Here is a 17,858-nt window from a genome sequence, read left to right as displayed (position 1 = left end):
ATAATGGTTTTTAGTTATTGTTATCAATACTTGGAGTGAATAGAGCTTTAATCTTAGCTATAGGTAGCTTTTATCTACAGCCAAAGCGTTACTGCGCAGTACAATGTCATGAGTACAATTACCGCATGAATCAACTGAATTACTCGCGGCAAATGCACTAACTTACGTAGCCAATGACCTCCTGCTGCCCAGCAGCTAATGGATAAAATATTTATAAGCGCGCACATCGCAAGCAGCGCATAATTATCTAGCCAAGGTCTGCCAGCGTGGAACATCGCCAGACTGGGAGCAACCATAGTCATCGTCCATGCTTTGGGATTGAGCCATTGAAACAGTAGCGCCTGCCCAAAACTTAAAGGTAGTTCACCGAAGCTTCTTTTTACCTTAGTATCACTCTCATTATCTTGTTTACGTTGTTGTTCACGTAATAATGCCTCATTAATAATAGCGGAAAAGTCAGTTTTCGCCATCTGATAGGTCAGCCATAACAGATATAGCGTACCTAGAATTTTTATAATCAACATAACGGCAGGGAAACTAACCACTAACGCCGTCATGCCCCAATAGCTTAACCAAAGCATAACTGCGACACCGGTAGTAATGCCAAGCATATGCCAGCGGCACGCCCAAAATCCGCGTTTGATACTGCCGTGCAATAACATTAAATTATTAGGACCTGGCGTAATAGAATTGATCAGCATAAAAATAGCTAATGCCGTTATACTGCCTTTAAAGCTCGCGGTTAAGTCCATCTGCTGTTTCACCCTAATAGTGCTGAACGTTAGTGATAAGACCAACTTTAATGTAAATATCCATAACAGACCCGATACAGTTTCACGATTGGTGAACAAAGTGTATAGTCACTATGAGCATAACAATTGACTGGTTTACTCTTTTAACTTTGCCTCAGAGTGAGCAAGCTGAAGTCAGCACTTAAAACAAAACAAGAGTGGCGCATCATGGTCGAAACCTATACGCTCAATCCCAATTTAACCAAGACTGCGGCTGTCGCTGAATGGCTCCAGCAGCGTATTGATTGGCAAATTTACTTGCCTAATCAGCGTGTACCTTCAGTACGCAAACTGGCCAAGCTCTTGAATATATCGAGCTTTACGGTGGTACAAGCTTATGAGCAGCTAGTCGCTACCAATGTATTAGTCGCGAAGCCCAGCTCTGGCTATTACGTTCGTACTCAAATAAATCCAGTACCGTCAAATAACGCCAAAAAACCAGCGATTAAATACCCAGCCATTGATACGCGATGGCTAGTGCAACAAGTGTTTAGTGATATTCCGCACCACTGCTCACCGGGCGTGGGCACTTTGCCTAATGAGTGGGTGCGTAATGAAAAGATGGAATGGGCGATCCGGCAGGTGACGCAGCAAGCGGACAGTTTTGTTTATAATTACGGAGATATTCAAGGCTATTTACCGCTACGCCAGCAGCTCGTGCAGCAGCTAAATACGCAAGGGATGCATACCCATGTCGATAATGTCATCACTACAGCAGGGGTATCGCAGGCGGTGACGATGGTAGCGCAATTACTGACTCAAGCAGGTGATACTGTTATCGTCGATGGTCCGGGTTGGTATTGGCTATCGAGCAGCCTGCAACAACAAGGGCTAAATGTCGTTGCTGTAGATCGTGATCATCAAGGTCCAAATATCGAGCACATGCAAAAGCTGTTCGCCGCGCATCGTCCGAAACTGTATCTCACCAATAGCGTACTGCACAATCCCACTTCTTATAACCTGCATCCTGCCCGCGCCCATCAAGTACTTAATCTGATTCACGAGTACGATGCCTATATCTTTGAGGATGATTTGTACGCCACTTTTGTACCGGGTGGACAAGTGCTGCGTTATGCCAGTCTCGATCAGTTTGAGCGCGTGCTTTATGCCACGGGGTTTTCAAAGTCCATGGCGTCAGGCTGGCGCGTCGGTATGCTGGTGTATCCTGATAGATTTATCGATGACGTATTGCGAATAAAAACTTTGAGTACTCTAAATACCCCAGAGTTTGGTGAGCGCGTTATTCACCGTCTATGGACGCACGGCGAATACCGTCGACAAATTAAAAAAGTGCAGCAGCAGCTGTATGCTGCGCATCAAAGACTACGTAGCGCGCTGCCCAAGATTGGTATCACATATCCTGAGCATACGCAGGCAGGTCTGTTCGTTTGGGTAGATACCGGACAAGATACTAGCCAGCTGGCATTAGATGCTTATCAGGAGGGTTGGTTAGTCGCACCGGGACAATTGTTTTATCCAGACGCTAGGGCTTCGACATATCTGCGTTTAAATGTCTCGACGACAAGTGATGACTTTTTGGTTTGGTTAGAAGATTATTTGTTCAAATGCTCAGCCAAGTAATCGACTAATATTCTGATTTTCGATGATAAATGACGATTGTGCGGATAAACGGCCCAGATATCTTCTTCAGGCTCTCGATACTGATCCAGTAAACTGACTAGCGCGCCGCTCTCCAGATATTTTTGTACATAATAATCAGGAAGCTGGACCATACCTAGGCCTTTTAATGCCGCATCGACCAAGCTGTAGCCACTGTTATAACGCACCGGACCATTTACCTGCGCCTTTTTTTCTTTACCAGTGCTCTTAAAACGCCAATAATCTAGCGTTCCCAGTAAGCAGTGATGCTGACTAAGATCTGCTAAATGATGCGGAGTACCATATTTATCCAAATAAGCAGGAGCAGCGCAGACAAAATTAGTCCGGCTGCTCAGTTTCTTAGCCATCAAAGTTGAGTCATTTAAATGACCGATACGAATGGCTAAATCGTAGCTACCCTCAATCAAATCAACAGTTTGATTGGTCAAAAAAGCCGTGACCTCAATATCTCTATATTGCAGCATGAAATCATTAACTAACGGTAAGAGTTGCTGCTCACCATAAGTGACAGGCGCGGTTAGTTTTATCTTACCTTGAGGTTTAGACTGCAAATTACTTACCGCTTGTTCCGCTGCATTCAAATCATCTAACACCGTGCGGCAGCGCTCATAAAACACCCGCCCCTCCTCTGTCAATGAGACCCTACGAGTGGTACGATAGAGGAGTTTGGTATTCAAACGTTCCTCCAAGGTACTCACTTGCCGGCTTACTTGCGCAGTAGAAATACCGAGCCTTTTGGCAGCTTTGGTGAAGCTTGCGCACTCGGCAACATAAACAAATTCACTAACCCCTTCCCACTGCATGATTATTACCACCTTGTAAAAGATATTTTCAATTTCACTATATTATCATTACCATAGAAATAATATAAAATAGTCATCACAACCCTAAAAACTCATTACAATTAAAAAGAAGGAAGCGAAGCTATGTCAAAGCAAGCCAATACTACTGATGAATTTATCAAATCTAAAGCTGCGGTCGCTTGGGGCCCAAAAGAGCCACTATCTATCGAAGAAGTAGACGTGATGCTGCCACGTAAAGGTGAAGTATTAGTAAAAATACTGGCCAGTGGCGTTTGTCATACCGATGCCTTCACTTTATCCGGTGAAGACCCAGAGGGCGTGTTTCCCGCTATCTTAGGCCATGAAGGCGGCGGTATCGTTGAGCAAATCGGCGAAGGTGTGACTAGCGTTGCCGTTGGCGACCACGTGATACCTCTATATACTGCTGAGTGCGGCGTCTGTAAAATGTGCCGCTCGGGAAAAACCAACCTGTGCTCAGCAGTACGTGAAACTCAAGGTAAGGGCCTAATGCCAGATGGCACCACGCGCTTTTATAAAGATGGCGAGCCTATTTATCACTATATGGGCTGCTCCACTTTCTCTGAGTACACCGTTCTACCTGAGATCTCTTTAGCCAAAGTCGATGAAGAGGCACCTCTAGAAAAGGTCTGCTTACTGGGCTGCGGCGTGACTACCGGCATGGGCGCAGTTATGAATACTGCTAAAGTAGAAGAAGGCTCTACTGTTGCTATTTTTGGTCTCGGTGGTATCGGCCTTGCTGCCATCATCGGCGCAAAAATGGCCAAAGCCAGCCGCATCATCGCTATCGATATCAACGAAGATAAATTCGAGTTGGCCAAAAAACTCGGCGCAACCGATTGTATTAACTCCAAAGACTACGACAAGCCTATCCAAGACGTTATCGTCGAGATGACCGATGGCGGCGTCGATTATTCGTTTGAATGTATCGGTAACGTCGATGTCATGCGCTCAGCGCTCGAGTGTTGTCATAAAGGTTGGGGCGAATCGGTGATTATCGGTGTCGCTGGCGCAGGACAAGAGATCTCCACCCGTCCATTCCAGCTTGTCACAGGCCGCGTTTGGAAAGGCTCAGCATTTGGCGGCGTCAAAGGCCGCAGTGAACTACCCGGCTACGTTGAGAGTTACTTACAAGGCAATATTCCTTTAGAGGACTTCATTACCCATACGATGCCTATCGAGGACATTAATGAAGCGTTTGACCTTATGCATAAAGGAGAAAGCATTCGCTCAGTGGTTCATTTTGAATAATAATAGCTGACGGTTATCGTTATTCTCAAAGCTGATAATTTATTCGCTTAAAAAAAGCAGCATAAAACGAGTTTATGCTGCTTTTTTAGTACCAAACAAGCTATTCTTAACCGCTACTACCCCACTACCAAACGCATCATCTGTGTACTGATATAACCGCCAAAGGTACCAACCGCATACCCCAAAATACCCAAAAACACACCAACCGGCGCCAGTGACGGATGAAAAGCGGTGGCGACAATAGGCGCTGATGACGCGCCGCCGGTATTGGCATTTGAGCCAACCGCTAAGAAGAAAAATGGTGCGCGAATGAGTCTTGCGACAATAAAGATGATAGCCACATGAATACTCATCCACACCAGACCAATCAAGAGTAAGCGCCACTGCGAGACGATGCCGGCAAGATTGATCTGCATACCGATAGCGGCAATAAGTACAAAGATAAATACCGTACCGATTTTGGAGGCGCCGACATGATCCAGACGACGGATTTTGGTAAAGGAGAAGACAACCCCGATTAAGGTAATAATCACCACCATCCAAAAAAAGCTACTGGCAAAGCTATACTGCACCGCCCAGCTATAGGGCGCAAAGAAACCTGCAATCTGTCCTCCGACAAAATGCGCTACCCCAACCATGGCAAAGCACAGCCCAAACATCACCATTAAATCATTTAAAGTGGCTGGACGCGCGTGATCGCGCTCGTAGCTCTCGACAGCTTTGATGACTTTTTCTATGCTGCTGTTATCTGCTCTTAACAGGCGATCTACCTTATCGCTATGCTTGGCTAACACTAAAATTGCTAATAACCATAATGATGCATTAGTAGTATCCACTAAGATCATCATACCGAATAAATCATCGCTAACCCCGAACAGCTCCTTCATCGCTGCCTGATTGGCCGCGCCGCCGATCCAGCTTCCTGCGACCGCCGAAAACCCGCGCCACAACGTGTCATCTGTGAACATCTCAGGTGACACCCATTTTGCTAACCCTAAACTGACAGGCCCGCTAACAATAATAGCTAAGCTTGCAGCAAAAAACATGGCAAGCGCCTTCCAGCCTAGTCCCAATATCTTGGGCACATCCATCGACAGCGTCATCAGGAGTAAACTTGCTGGTAACAGATAAGTAGCGGTAAAACCATAAATCTGCGAGCCGATACCATCAGCAAACACGCCTAAGCTATTGAGCGTCGCCGGTATAAAGCAGCACAGCACGATACCTGGCAGCACGGCATAAAAGCGCCGCCAAAATTTGCCCGGCAACCCTTGGGTATAAAATACCAAACCAATAATTGCCATGATAATGCCAAAAGCTAACGGTAAGCTGTCTATCTTTAAGTCAGAAATAGCGAGCATCTAATGGCTCCAAGCGGGATCAATTGAGAGGAAGTGAATAAGCACTGCAGTATAGAGAAGCACGAAAATGAGCGCAAGGTCGTCTCATAAGAGCGCCCTATTTTTATTGACCTACAAAAAAGCCAGATACTAGCTATTCACTAGATATCTGGCTTTTTACACTATTCATAAACCTCAATAGAGGTTTAGCTCAACAGACCAAATGATGGTTTGTTACGAGTTGCCACCACGGTTGCCGCGATTGCCACTTGGACGACCATTACCGCCTGAGCGATTGGCTGGACGGCCTTGGCTACCGCTTGGGCGACCACGTCCGGTTGCTGCGCGGTCACCACGCGGGGCACTCGTGCCATCGCCGCGATTAGGACCACTGCGCTTGCCTTGATAAGGCTTGCCGCCGAAACGGTCTTTTGGCTTACCAGATGAGTCACGTGACTTGCCTGCTCCTTGGCCTTGATAACCGCTGTCGTTGCTAGCGCGTTGACCACCGCCGTTAGACTTACCGGCATAGCCACCTGAACGTCCGCGTCCTTGACCACCACCATTTGAGCGACCACGCCCGCGGCCGCGGCCTTTAGGTTTATTCTCACTTGGTACGTAGGTTTTCTTCGGCTCAAGCCCTTCAATAACGTCTACTTCCATCTTACGATCAAGATAGCGATTAATAGCTGCTAGCTGTGGACGATCATCCATGCTACATAAGCTGATTGCAACACCGGTACGACCAGCACGGCCACAGCGGCCAATACGGTGGACATAATCTTCTGTCTGACGCGGTAGATCATAATTGATGACATGCGAGATTGCAGGTACGTCGAGACCACGAGCAGCGACGTCAGTTGCGACTAGTATTTTGCATTTGCCATTACGCAAGTCTTGTACGATACGGTTACGCTTGCTTTGCGGCAGATCGCCGTGCAAGAAGCTGGCTTTGTGACCATCTTCTTTAAGCTGGCTGGCAAGCTTTTCAGTACTACGCTTGGTTGCCGCAAAGATAATGATTTGGTCCATCTCTGGCTGACAAACGACTTTGTCTAAGATTTTATTCTTATGATTAAAGTCATCACAGTAATAGACTTTTTCATCGATATGAGCCGATTCTACTTTAATAGACACGCGCTCAGGATTTTTCGTGAAGCTTGCAGCGATCTTACCAACTGGGCCATCCCAAGTGGCTGAACACATCACCGTCTGACGGTCGGTTGGTGCCGCTTTTAGGATATCGTTGATATCATCAGCAAAACCCATATCAAGCATACGGTCGGCTTCATCTAGCACGAGCACTTCTAAGTGTGATAAATCAACACGGCCTGCTTTAATATGATCGAGCAGACGACCTGGGGTTGCGACAATCACTTGTACGCCTTTTTTAAGTGCGCGAATCTGACCGTTATACGGCGCGCCGCCGACTAGCGGTACACAAAATAGACCGCGCATATCGTGCGAATACGTACGCACGCTATCATGAACCTGCTGAGCAAGCTCGCGCGTAGGCGTTAGGATAAGGGCTTTAGTGTGTTTGTCAAAGCTTGTGGCACGGCTTAAGCGATCTAGCAGTGGAATAACGAAAGCTGCTGTTTTACCACTACCCGTCTGCGCTGATAGTAATAAGTCACGACCTTGTAGAGCAAAAGGAATAGCCTGCGCTTGGATAGGTGTCGGGTTTGTATAGCCACTGCGATCAAGCGAGGTTAAGATAGGCTTGGCAATGTTAAGATCAGCAAAGGTGATTTGGTTTTCTTCAGTAGTCTCAGACGCGTCAGTAGTAGCGGCTTGAGCCTGTTCTGCTGCTGTGTTGGTTGTTTGAGTGTCGTTGTTTTCGATGATGCCGTTTTGGGCGGCGATAGTAGATAAGATGTCAGTCATGAGTATCCTTGGTAGTTGAGCCGCTGCAAATTCAGCGTGCTTGATGCCTACCACTGATAACCGTTCATCAAACAGCCTATTTACCAATCAAAATGGTAAAGTATCTGCATGATGTCTGACGTATTTTGGTGGTAGTGCCGAGTGTCTTATCTTCGTTTGTTACTCTAACTTCATCATTACTTTGTCCAAAGTAGATAAAGGCAAGCAACACCCAATTTAAGCCAATCTATAGGCTAGTAGATAAGATATGAGTCAAAAATAGCGCTATCAATAAAAGCTATTTAAGTACACAAAATCATCGGCAACAATTACTCATAGCCATCCTAGGCTCAAAATCGCAGGCGATGTTATCAATCTCATAATACACGTAGTCGAAGCTAACGTGGCGACGTAGTATATCACAGCTTATTTATTATCCCTATCTATTTTTTGATATTCATAACCATAGTGCATTCACCAGTAATGCTAAGGTTTAGCAAACAAAATGCTAAGCGCTAGAGGCCAACTCGGTACTAAGTAACAGTACTAAGCAGTAGCAGTACTGATTATCAGTGCTAAGCTGAATATGGATGATAAGCGCTCATACTATAAAAATACTACCAAGCTTAACGTTTAACATCCGAGACATAAGTTGGCAAATCCCAAGCGCCGCCAGACTCTACCATACGGCAAAGACCTGTGGTGCTCTCGTAGCTTTTCTCAAAACGACGACCCGTCCAGACCCAGTCTGTCTTTTCTAAGCAATCTCCAAGGCTGCGGCCTTTTTGGATAGCGCTTATTTTGCCACTGTCATAGCTAGTAGCACTATTAGTGACCAATTTTGGGTTATAAGGCGCGCTGTCATTCATCACCCACATACCATGGCCAACATTATAAGCATCGACCCAGCATTTATGCTGAGCGAGTAGCTGATTGCCATTTAGGCGCTTCACATGCCAGCCGGAATCATCGCTTAAGCTTGGACAATCGCGCTTTGCATCTGCTAGGGTATTTTTCATCATAGCTGTAAGGTCTGAGGCGTCTATTCTAAAGCTCTTTTTTTTGGCCATTCTTGTTGTTGGTGGCACTAAGCGTAATTGCGGGGCAGGTTTGGCAGCTAACACTTGACTGTCAGACTTACCCCCTTTCTTCACTAACGCCCCACTCGTTCCAACTCGCCCTTGCGCTTCATCTGCCTTTAGCATGACTGCCATTGCACCATCACCGGACAGCTCCCAGCGTGTATTACGAAGCACAAATTCGATCTTGCTCTCTTTGGTCAGAGCCTCTAGCAGGGCGCTCACTTGCCCAGGGGTTAAGACGGCGTCATTAGTAGTGCTAGAGTATGGCTGCGCCTCACCATAGTCTTTACCATCTATAATAAGCGAGATACGGTGACGGTTACCTAGTTGCAGCAAGGATTTGGCTGAGCCCTCTTTAGCCCCGCCAAGCTTTACTCTGCCATCAACCTTTGCTGTATCACCAGCGCGGCGAACTAATAGCACTGAGACAGGCATCTCGCTATTATTTTGGCTTTGATACCCTGCTAATCGGCAAGTACGAGTATTGTCACAGGCGACTTGCCAGTCTTTTGATTCAAGCGCTACTGGGGTGGCCGTATTACCCATAGTGCTGATGGTCATAGTACTGACGGCGAACAAGCCTAATGCCAAATACTTTTTAAGATGCTTTTTAGTATTATAAAGAGCAAGAACAATAGCTGCGCTAGAATGATTATCACGCCACTGCTTATTATCAGGACAATTGATTTTATTATTAGTATATTTCATAAGGGATACTCTTAAACTTATAAGACATCAGTGCAGTTTTTTAACATAGACAAGCTACTATCTTAAACGCTTAATGTTACCGTTTGTTATTCTAACATATCATTGTGTAATAGATAAAAGGGATATAAATTCTATTAAATCGTCCTAAAAATCAGTATTTAATCTCTATAACTACTCATTACCGTAGACTATTGATGCCTAACGATGGCTAGTATTGCTCACTCCTTGTGTGTTTGTTCTGGCTTATTAGCTAAGCCCATAAAAAAGCCGATAACTTAAGCTATCGGCCCTTTATTTTAATAAATGGTTTAATTTTAAGGCTTTATCGCAGATTAGATAGTTATGAATGAATAGATTGTAGCGGAAGATCAACCGCTCTTTTTACTGCCGGGCGCTGCGCTATGGTTCTAGCCCAGCGCTGCAAATGCTGATAGCTATCAACCTGTAAAAATTCAGCCGAGCCTTCATAGAGATCGCCGAGCACAAGTTGGCCGTACCAAGCCCAAATAATCATATCAGCAATATTGTAACTTTGTTCACCATTACCGCACATATAATCACGGTCTTGTAAGTGAATATCTAACACATCAAGCTGACGTTTGGTCTCCATCGTAAAGCGATTAATCGGATATTCCATCGGTTCAGGGGCATACGCATAAAAATGACCGAAGCCGCCGCCTACATACGGTGCGCTCCCCATCTGCCACATCACCCAGGACAGACACTCAGTCCGCGCTCGGCCCTGCTCTAGTGGTACAAACTTACCGAACTTCTCTGCCAAATATAGTAAAATCGCGCCTGACTCAAAGATATGAATAGGCTCATCATCTTCTACTGCTGAATAATCTACTAAGGCTGGAATTTTAGAGTTGGGGTTGATATCGACAAAGCCTGAGCCGAATTGATCATTTTCAGAGATATCGATCTTATAGGCGTCATATTCTGCGCCTTTTACCCCAAGCTCGCGCAGCTCCTCTAGTAAGATATTGACCTTGACACCATTTGGTGTGTTCAATGAGTAGAGTTGTAGCGGCGCATCCCCTACTGGTAATGTTTGCTCGTGGCGCGCGCCTGCGGTGGGACGATTGGTGTTGGCAAACTTACCGCCGTTTTCTTTATCATTCGTCCAAACTTTTGCGGGTTTATAGGGGTTATCATTATTATCACTCATAAGGGTTATCCTGTTTTATTATAAACTTTGCTTCATAAAATTATCAAAGCTGCTACCAGCTTTAAATTTTAAAATTCATTTCAGTTTTGAGAGTCCACTATAGCGGATAACTCTCTAGTTAGAAAAGAGCTCTAATGTAGCGATTATTAAGCAAGTTATGTCATTTAACCTGATGAATATCCGTACGTATCGTTATCAGGGTGACTGTAACTACACTTTGAGACTGAGCTTTGGCCGCTAACCGTTACTTTACCCTTCTTTAACTACTGCCTGATTGTCCCTATACTACGCGAAAACCTCAAACTATAATTTAATACTTCATAAATTTAACACTTTATAAAGTAAGCGATGGTGATGTCTACATGGTAACGCTAACCCCAGCGCAAGATAAATTCCTACCTTATGTGTTAGCCGTAGCGCTGTTTATGCAGATCCTTGATGCGACGATTCTTAACACGTCGCTGCCGCAGATGGCTGAGGCTCTAGGAGAATCGCCACTCAAAATGCAGTGGGCGGTGATCAGTTATGCGCTAACCTTAGCGATCTTTATTCCGATTAGTGGTTTTTTGGCGGATAAGTACGGCACGCGTAAGGTATTTTTATCCGCTATTATTATCTTCTCTGTCGGGTCGCTGATGTGTGCCGCTTCGCCGACGCTCGATATTTTGATTGGCTCGCGTGTTATACAAGGGATTGGCGGGGCGATGATGACGCCAGTTGCACGGCTGATCTTAGTCAAGTCTTATCCGCGCAATAAGCTTTTAACGGTGATGAACTTTGCGGTGATTCCGGCGCTGATTGCCCCATTAATAGGCCCAGTGCTCGGCGGCTATATCGTACAATACTTCAGTTGGCATTGGATATTTTTAATCAATATTCCTATGGGTATCCTAGGCTACGTTATGGGCAAAAAACTGGTGCCCGACTTGTTTGAAGATGCCAAGCATTTAGATTGGGCAGGCTTTGCTTTATTTGCCGCCGCGGCTTGCGGCTTTACCTTAGCCGTTGAGTTTAGCTCACAAACTGGTCGCGGCTTATATGGACTGATACTCGCGCTGATTGCTTCAGTATTGATAGGCGCTTATGTTTGGCATGCTAAGCGCCGGCAAGCACCGCTATTTCCCTTGAGTTTGTTTCGTATTCGCACCTTTCGAATCGGCATTGTTGGTAATTTATTTACTCGCTTAGGAATTAGTGCGGTGCCTTTTTTGTTGCCGCTGCTGCTGCAAGTGGTGTTTAAATATTCACCTTCTCAGGCGGGATGGTTGCTTGCGCCTATAGCCATTGGCGCTATGGGTATCAAGCCTTGGGTCAGTAAAATCATCCAGCGCTACAGCTACCGTAAGGTATTAGTGGTGAACACGATTTTATTGGGTATTTTGATTATTATTCTAGCGCAGTTCAACGATCCGTCTTATTGGATATGGTATATCCCTATTTTGACCATTATGGGCGCTTGTAACTCCATGCAGTTTAGCGCTATGAACACTCTCACGATAGGTGACTTGGAAGGTACACAGACCAGTAGCGGCAATAGTTTAATGGCGGTTAATCAGCAGCTTGCGATCGGTTTTGGGATTGCCTTTGGCGCGGCGGTACTTAACTTATTGCGTGAGCGCATGGATCTCGATATGCTGATGGCATTTCAGACGACTTACTGGGTACTTGGCATCTTGACTATTTTATCAGGGCTGCATTTTTTACGTCTTAAGCCTAATGATGGCGACGGCTTATATTAGTTGTCTAAAGATATAAACTTAAAAAAAACCAGCTTAAGCACACAAGGCTTAGGCTGGTTTTTTTATTAACCGTATTACAAGAGCTTCTAGGAATAAACTTCAATTATAGTTATTAAAGAACTATAGTTAGTAAAGCTTGCATACTTATGGCGTATGATCGTCATTAATCTGCGATTGAATATAGTTATGCACGCCGACATCGCGGATAAGATCTTGCTGGGTATCAAGCCAATCGTCGTACTCTTCGTTACCGTCTTTTAGCTTAACGAGTAGCTTACGTGAGACATAGTCTTTATGCTGCTCACACAAAGTGATCGCATCGGTAATGATATCGTATTTTTGACGCTCTAAGCGCAGATTGCACTCGATCATCTCAGGGACATCTTCTGCGATAAACATCTTGCCATAGTCTTGCAGATTGGGCAGACCGCCTAATAACAAGATACGCGCAATCAAATCATCCGACCATTTCATCTCATAGATAGACTGCTGGTAACAATTTTCATTTAAAGCTTCAAGGCCCCAATGCCGCGCAATGCGCGCATGCAAAAAGTACTGGTTAATCGCTATTAGTGACTGTCCAAGCACCTTATTTAGGGCTCTAATAACTTCTTTATCGCCTCTCATCTCTCTCTCCTAAGCATCTAAAAATAAATGATATTAGTCTATGAAACTACTTTCAGTCTTGATATTAGCCTTGGGTTAATTCTGGCGGCACTTCTGCTATCTGGCTTTGCAGGTAATTTGGCAAAGTAACCATATCGATAAGGCGGAGCTGCTGCTCTAACCAATGCGCATGATCTTCTTCGGTGTCTTTAAGCTGTTCTACCAAGATATCACGAGTGACATAGTCGTGCTCTTTTTCGCATAAGGCAATACCGTCTTTTAGGTGCTGCTGTACTTCATATTCGAGATCGAGATCGAGCTTGAGCATCTCAGGTACAGTGCTGCCGATATGGATTTCATTGACCGTCATTTTAGGAGTGCCGCTTAGCATCAAGATACGGCGAATGATCGCTTGCGCGTGCAGTGTCTCATCTTCCATCTCATGATGAATACGATCATACAGCTTGCCATAGTGCCACTCAGCGTACATCTCAGAATGAATAAAATATTGATCCCGCGCTGCCAGCTCGCCACCTAGTAAAAAGTTTAAATAATCAATAATTTTTTGGCTACCTTTCATAACACTTACTCCTTTAATTATCAGCTTTTGTCACTATCAGCGCTGTCAATGACATCGCAAGCTAAAACATAATTGATCAATTGATAAGTCTAACATAAAGACAGCTCAGGGCTTGTAATATTAGGAACTAAGAATAAGATGCTAACTGATAATTATTATCAGACTACAGTAGCCACTATTGTTATTGCTTCTTATTTTAGGGTGCAGCTTTAATCTTTGTTTTAGTTTTTTGAGCTTATAACTACACAAATCAAAAAGCCGTCCTGCTCTTATAAGCAACGGACGGCTGATTAGTATTTTACTATCTATTTATAGGTGGTTTATAGACGAGAGCGATAACAAAAAAGTAGGCGTTAACTAAATTATCGCTACACCGCATAAGCTAGTACATCAAGCTTGGCATGATGCTCGTCAAGATAGTCGTTGACCATAGGCTCGCAGCAGCCGCAACAAGTGGCGACATCAAGGGTCTCTTTTAAGCCATCGAGAGTGTCAATACCTGACGCTATGGCGGCTTGAATTTGCTTTTCTTTGACGTCGTTACAGATGCAAACGTACATATAACTACCCCTACTTTACTATCTTAGTGCTATTGGTGTGCCAATCACTACAAACTGGCTTAACAATCATTATAATGATAATTATTAGCATTTACAATAGCTTTTGTAAGCCTGCCTGTCATTGCTTCTTTTGTCGGCTCTATTTCTACCTTTTATTAAAACAAGCAGCCGTTATCTACAGCGATAGTAAATAGTAAAGTTGATAAAAGACGATAACTAAAGAAATTCGTTGCCTAACTTGTGATATTTACTTATTTGCATATAAATAAATCGTAAAAAATGATAAGATAAGCAGCATGAAGTGTATTAAATAGCCGATAAACGGTTTTTTATTATAAATTGACATCTAAATATCCTAGAAGCTAGAATATTGTCGGTATCATCCATACTCGTTAATATGGTTTTTAGTATGCAAGTTATTTCAGTACTATTAATGAATGTCATAATTTATTTCTTGACTATCTTTTATGACTATTTACTGATTTAATACCCCATATTTATTGATGCCCTATCACTTCTTTTCAGACTGGTTTATATACCTATCATTGACTTTTTTGTGAACAGCTTTGTGCGCAGATAAGCTACCATTCAAGAGACCTTTATATGTCTAATTCAAATAATGCCATACAGCCTATTGAGCTGTTTAAAGTCTTGTCCGACCCCACTCGCTTGAAGCTGTTTCAGATCTTATATAAAAAAGAAGCACGCTGCGTGGGCGAATTAGTAGACATGCTAGATCAGCCGCAGCCAACAATATCTCGGCATCTTAACCATCTCAAAAAGCTAGGTATTCTCAGCTGTGTGCGTGATGGTACCTGGATGTGGTATAAAGTTGCAAATGATACGCCTGATTGGTGTGCTACTATCCTTGAGACTACTTATCAGACGTTGAAGGAACAAAACACACCAGTAAAAGAGATGAATAACTCTCGAAGCGCTGATGCATAAACGAGCTGATAGCTCGCTACTCAGACAGAATATTAAAATATAGTAACCATCTTTAATGGTTATATCGAAGTGTAAAAAAGACCTATAGCTAGTAGCTATAGGTCTTTTTTTACGTAGAGTTAGGCTAAATCTAAGAAGTCACTGACGAAGCTGTTGGCGGGCTGGTTAATAAGCTGCTTCGAGGTGCCAACTTGCTCGACGCGGCCATGATTCATAACCACAATTTCATCGGATATTGCCCGCGCCTCTTCTTGATCATGGGTCACCATGATACTAGTAATCCCTAATTCGTGATGAATGTCTTTCAGCCAAGTTCGCAGCTCTTTACGCACTTTGGCATCAAGCGCCCCAAAGGGCTCATCTAATAATAACAGCTTGGGCTTAACCGCTAACGCGCGGGCTAAAGCAATACGTTGGCGCTGTCCGCCTGAGAGCTGATGCGGATAAGCATTGGCAAGTTGCGGCAATTTTACAAGTTCTAACAGCTCCGCCACCCGTTTCTTAATATCGGTTTTACCGGGTCTTTCAGATTTGGGTAATAACGTCAGCCCAAAGGCGATGTTATCGGCGATATTTTTATGACGAAACAGCGCGTAATGCTGAAACATAAACCCAATATGACGCTTTTGTACCGGAATATCCGTCACGTCCAAATCATCAAATAATATCTGCCCAGAGTCTGCGTATTCCAGGCCAGCAATAATGCGTAGTAGCGTGGTTTTACCACAGCCTGATGGGCCTAATAAGGTAGTCAATTTACCTGTAGGTACGGTGATATTGATATTATTCAAAGCGGTGAAATCACCAAAGGTTTTATTAACATCTCTAATTTCAATACTCATACGTGTATCTCTTATTCGCTTATAATATGAATGACTTACGCTATCTGTTATTCAGGCTTATCCCTTGTGGGCGTGTCATTGGCGCTAACAGGCAGCTCAGGAGCAGCAACCAGACGCGCCGACTTGGCAAATTTGCGCTCTTGCATCTTAGTCATCACTTGCTGCAGCAATAGCGTCACTAGCGCTAGCGCTGCCAATAGACTAGATAAAGCAAAGGCGGCGGTAAAGTTATACTCGTTATAAGCAATCTCAACGAGTAGCGGCATAGTGTTGGTCTCACCTCTTATATGCCCAGATACCACACTCACCGCACCAAACTCGCCCATGGCTCGAGCATTAGTCAATATCAGACCATAAAGCAGCGCCCATTTAATATTAGGCATAGTAATGTGCCAAAATGTCTGCCAACCACTAGCGCCAAGCGTTAAGGCCGCTTGCTCCTCAGAATCGCCTTGGGTCTGCATCAAAGGTATCAGCTCACGCGCTACAAATGGAAAAGTGACAAATAAGGTGGCAAGCACAATTCCCGGCACCGCAAAAATAATCTGAAAGCCAAGACTTTCAAGCCAGCCGCCAACTGGAGAATTAAGACCAAATAGCAAGATAAACATCAAACCTGCGACTACTGGCGACACCGAAAACGGCAAATCTAGTAACGTAGTGACTAGCTGCTTACCTTTGAACTGATAGCGCGTCACCAGCCAAGCAATAGCGATACCCATCACCATATTGATCGGTAAGACGATAGCGGCAGTCAGTAGCGTCAGCTTTATCGCTTGGAGTGCTTCTGGCTCCACTAAGGAGGCAAGGTACAACTCCCAACCATTTTTAAGCGCTTCATAAAAGACCGCAAGCAGTGGTATCACCAGCATGATAATCATAAACAGCACGGCAATGCCAATGAAGGTGCGTCTGATCCATGGCGAATCTTTAGTGGCGGGGTTACTTTGGTAGTCGTAGCTGTTGGCTATTTGCATCTTAGCGTGCTCCTACGCGGCGCGATAATCGCCACTGCACTATATTTATACTTAATAAAATAACAAAAGAGATCATGAGCATAAATAAAGCGACTGCTGAGGCGCCCTGAATATCAAATTGCTCAAGTTTACTGATAATAATAATAGGCAAAATCTCAGACTGCATCGGGATATTACCGGCGATAAAAATAACAGAGCCGTACTCGCCGGTTGCCCGCGCAAACATCATACCCGCCCCCATAAATAACGCGGGTAACAGCTCAGGTAAAATGACTTTACGAAAAGTCGTGATACGATTAGCGCCCAATACCGCTGAAGCTTCTTCAAATTCAACGGATAGCTCAGCGAGTACTGGCTGTACCGCCCGTACAATGAAAGGAAAACTGACCACCACTAAGGCCAGCCAAATACCGATAGGTGTAAAGGCAACTTGAATATCGAATTTGGCGAACCACTGGCCTATTAGACCGTTAGGAGCGTAAAGGGTAGCAAGCGAGATACCGGTCACCGCCGTTGGCAAGGCAAACGGCAAATCGACTAAGGCATTGATTAAGGATTTGCCCCAAAACTCATAACGCACTAGCACCCAAGCGACCAGCGTACCGAAGACCATGTTCGTCAGCATCGCAAGAAATGACACCCATAAGCTTAATTTGATAGCAGCGGTAACTTGTGGCTGAGAGATGGTATCCCAAAACCCCGACCAGCCCATCTGCGTCGTCGTATAAGCCATCATCGCAAACGGCAATACCACCAGTAGCGATAGGCTAAAAACTGTGATACCCATGCTTAGCCCGAACCCCGGTAGCACATTGCGCTGACGCAAACGCGTAAGCCAACTTTTTCTTACAGGTTTAGGCGAGGTGCTGACAGGAGGTGTCGTTGCGCTCATAGTTATATCCTAATTATTACGTCGCTGTCTGTATTTTTATCAGCACTTACTTATCATCGTGAGT

At 44.6% G+C, this 17,858-nt stretch carries 15 protein-coding genes and 1 pseudogene; 4 read left to right on the top strand and 12 right to left on the bottom strand.

What is annotated here, in order from left to right; genetic code table 11:
- Positions 1-74: 74 nt before the first annotated feature.
- Positions 75-701: a LysE family translocator gene (locus ACTXGJ_RS01290; RefSeq protein WP_443564860.1), complete on the bottom strand. Its 627-nt coding sequence runs from the start codon at positions 699-701 to the stop codon at positions 75-77.
- Positions 702-959: 258 nt separating this feature from the next.
- On the opposite strand from ACTXGJ_RS01290, the gene ACTXGJ_RS01285 reads away from it, so the two are divergent.
- The gene (locus tag ACTXGJ_RS01285; RefSeq protein ID WP_443564859.1) at positions 960-2,372 is read left to right on the top strand and encodes an aminotransferase-like domain-containing protein; all 1,413 of its coding nucleotides are present in this window, start codon (positions 960-962) and stop codon (positions 2,370-2,372) included.
- Here the strand turns inward: ACTXGJ_RS01285 and ACTXGJ_RS01280 are convergent.
- Entirely contained in the window at positions 2,345-3,214 is an 870-nt protein-coding gene (locus ACTXGJ_RS01280) for a LysR family transcriptional regulator (protein WP_443564858.1), read from the bottom strand. The two genes, ACTXGJ_RS01285 and ACTXGJ_RS01280, sit on opposite strands and share 28 nt — an antisense overlap.
- 156 nt (positions 3,215-3,370) lie before the next feature.
- On the opposite strand from ACTXGJ_RS01280, the gene ACTXGJ_RS01275 reads away from it, so the two are divergent.
- Positions 3,371-4,483, top strand: coding sequence for an S-(hydroxymethyl)glutathione dehydrogenase/class III alcohol dehydrogenase (locus ACTXGJ_RS01275; protein WP_443564879.1), 1,113 nt, complete (start codon positions 3,371-3,373; stop codon positions 4,481-4,483).
- A 116-nt stretch (positions 4,484-4,599) separates the two neighbouring features.
- Here the strand turns inward: ACTXGJ_RS01275 and ACTXGJ_RS01270 are convergent, their stop codons facing one another.
- The 4 genes from ACTXGJ_RS01270 to yghU all read right to left on the bottom strand — a co-directional run bounded on the left by ACTXGJ_RS01270 (position 4,600) and on the right by yghU (position 10,650).
- Positions 4,600-5,844: a DUF819 family protein gene (locus ACTXGJ_RS01270; protein ID WP_443564857.1), complete on the bottom strand. Its 1,245-nt coding sequence runs from the start codon at positions 5,842-5,844 to the stop codon at positions 4,600-4,602.
- 213 nt (positions 5,845-6,057) lie between these two features.
- Positions 6,058-7,710 carry a DEAD/DEAH box helicase gene (locus ACTXGJ_RS01265; RefSeq protein ID WP_443564856.1) on the bottom strand — a complete coding sequence of 551 codons (1,653 nt, stop codon included), beginning with the start codon at positions 7,708-7,710 and terminating at the stop codon, positions 6,058-6,060.
- Positions 7,711-8,315: 605 nt separating this feature from the next.
- Positions 8,316-9,479, bottom strand: coding sequence for a DUF1176 domain-containing protein (locus tag ACTXGJ_RS01260; protein WP_443564855.1), 1,164 nt, complete (start codon positions 9,477-9,479; stop codon positions 8,316-8,318).
- A gap of 340 nt (positions 9,480-9,819) precedes the next feature.
- Positions 9,820-10,650: a glutathione-dependent disulfide-bond oxidoreductase gene (yghU, locus tag ACTXGJ_RS01255; protein WP_025645187.1), complete on the bottom strand. Its 831-nt coding sequence runs from the start codon at positions 10,648-10,650 to the stop codon at positions 9,820-9,822.
- Positions 10,651-11,012: 362 nt separating this feature from the next.
- Here yghU and ACTXGJ_RS01250 point away from each other — a divergent pair, with 362 nt between their 5' ends.
- Positions 11,013-12,389 carry a DHA2 family efflux MFS transporter permease subunit gene (locus tag ACTXGJ_RS01250; protein ID WP_443564854.1) on the top strand — a complete coding sequence of 459 codons (1,377 nt, stop codon included), beginning with the start codon at positions 11,013-11,015 and terminating at the stop codon, positions 12,387-12,389.
- A gap of 144 nt (positions 12,390-12,533) precedes the next feature.
- On the opposite strand, the gene bfr (ACTXGJ_RS01245) is transcribed toward ACTXGJ_RS01250, so the two are convergent.
- The 3 genes from bfr (ACTXGJ_RS01245) to ACTXGJ_RS01235 form a co-directional block, all read right to left on the bottom strand.
- Positions 12,534-13,016, bottom strand: a complete 483-nt coding sequence (gene bfr / locus ACTXGJ_RS01245; protein ID WP_443564853.1) for a bacterioferritin — start codon at positions 13,014-13,016, stop codon at positions 12,534-12,536.
- A gap of 64 nt (positions 13,017-13,080) precedes the next feature.
- On the bottom strand, positions 13,081-13,575 hold the full coding sequence (bfr, locus tag ACTXGJ_RS01240) for a bacterioferritin (RefSeq protein ID WP_443564852.1): 495 nt from the start codon (positions 13,573-13,575) through the stop codon (positions 13,081-13,083).
- Positions 13,576-13,943: 368 nt separating this feature from the next.
- Entirely contained in the window at positions 13,944-14,135 is a 192-nt protein-coding gene (locus ACTXGJ_RS01235) for a (2Fe-2S)-binding protein (RefSeq protein ID WP_439240826.1), read from the bottom strand.
- 603 nt (positions 14,136-14,738) lie between these two features.
- Between ACTXGJ_RS01235 and ACTXGJ_RS01230 the strand changes: the two genes are divergently transcribed.
- Positions 14,739-15,083 (top strand): ArsR/SmtB family transcription factor, encoded by a 345-nt coding sequence (locus ACTXGJ_RS01230; RefSeq protein WP_439240828.1) that lies wholly within the window; start codon positions 14,739-14,741, stop codon positions 15,081-15,083.
- Positions 15,084-15,205: 122 nt separating this feature from the next.
- On the opposite strand, the pseudogene ACTXGJ_RS01225 reads toward ACTXGJ_RS01230, so the two are convergent.
- The 3 genes and pseudogenes from ACTXGJ_RS01225 to cysT form a co-directional block, all read right to left on the bottom strand.
- A pseudogene (locus tag ACTXGJ_RS01225) lies at positions 15,206-15,925 on the bottom strand (sulfate/molybdate ABC transporter ATP-binding protein); the annotation flags it as partial.
- Between the two features lie 47 nt (positions 15,926-15,972).
- Positions 15,973-16,902, bottom strand: coding sequence for a sulfate ABC transporter permease subunit CysW (cysW, locus tag ACTXGJ_RS01220; RefSeq protein WP_439240830.1), 930 nt, complete (start codon positions 16,900-16,902; stop codon positions 15,973-15,975).
- Position 16,903: 1 nt separating this feature from the next.
- On the bottom strand, positions 16,904-17,794 hold the full coding sequence (cysT, locus tag ACTXGJ_RS01215) for a sulfate ABC transporter permease subunit CysT (protein ID WP_443564851.1): 891 nt from the start codon (positions 17,792-17,794) through the stop codon (positions 16,904-16,906).
- Positions 17,795-17,858 lie beyond the last annotated feature (64 nt).

This window comes from Psychrobacter sp. 1Y11 (assembly GCF_052259045.1).
Lineage (GTDB): Bacteria > Pseudomonadota > Gammaproteobacteria > Pseudomonadales > Moraxellaceae > Psychrobacter.
The sequence above is the reverse complement of the archived record's forward strand: the minus strand, read 5'-3'. Positions and strand labels throughout refer to the sequence as shown.

Excerpts from the sequence above, each read along its gene's own strand:
- ACTXGJ_RS01290 (WP_443564860.1), bottom strand. The coding sequence starts at position 701 with ATGCTGATCAATTCTATTACGCCAGGTCCTAATAATTTAATGTTATTG.
- ACTXGJ_RS01285 (WP_443564859.1), top strand. The coding sequence starts at position 960 with ATGGTCGAAACCTATACGCTCAATCCCAATTTAACCAAGACTGCGGCT.
- ACTXGJ_RS01280 (WP_443564858.1), bottom strand. The coding sequence starts at position 3,214 with ATGCAGTGGGAAGGGGTTAGTGAATTTGTTTATGTTGCCGAGTGCGCA.
- ACTXGJ_RS01270 (WP_443564857.1), bottom strand. The coding sequence starts at position 5,844 with ATGCTCGCTATTTCTGACTTAAAGATAGACAGCTTACCGTTAGCTTTT.
- ACTXGJ_RS01265 (WP_443564856.1), bottom strand. The coding sequence starts at position 7,710 with ATGACTGACATCTTATCTACTATCGCCGCCCAAAACGGCATCATCGAA.
- ACTXGJ_RS01260 (WP_443564855.1), bottom strand. The coding sequence starts at position 9,479 with ATGAAATATACTAATAATAAAATCAATTGTCCTGATAATAAGCAGTGG.
- yghU (WP_025645187.1), bottom strand. The coding sequence starts at position 10,650 with ATGAGTGATAATAATGATAACCCCTATAAACCCGCAAAAGTTTGGACG.
- ACTXGJ_RS01250 (WP_443564854.1), top strand. The coding sequence starts at position 11,013 with ATGGTAACGCTAACCCCAGCGCAAGATAAATTCCTACCTTATGTGTTA.
- bfr (WP_443564853.1), bottom strand. The coding sequence starts at position 13,016 with ATGAGAGGCGATAAAGAAGTTATTAGAGCCCTAAATAAGGTGCTTGGA.
- bfr (WP_443564852.1), bottom strand. The coding sequence starts at position 13,575 with ATGAAAGGTAGCCAAAAAATTATTGATTATTTAAACTTTTTACTAGGT.
- ACTXGJ_RS01235 (WP_439240826.1), bottom strand. The coding sequence starts at position 14,135 with ATGTACGTTTGCATCTGTAACGACGTCAAAGAAAAGCAAATTCAAGCC.
- ACTXGJ_RS01230 (WP_439240828.1), top strand. The coding sequence starts at position 14,739 with ATGTCTAATTCAAATAATGCCATACAGCCTATTGAGCTGTTTAAAGTC.
- cysW (WP_439240830.1), bottom strand. The coding sequence starts at position 16,902 with ATGCAAATAGCCAACAGCTACGACTACCAAAGTAACCCCGCCACTAAA.
- cysT (WP_443564851.1), bottom strand. The coding sequence starts at position 17,794 with ATGAGCGCAACGACACCTCCTGTCAGCACCTCGCCTAAACCTGTAAGA.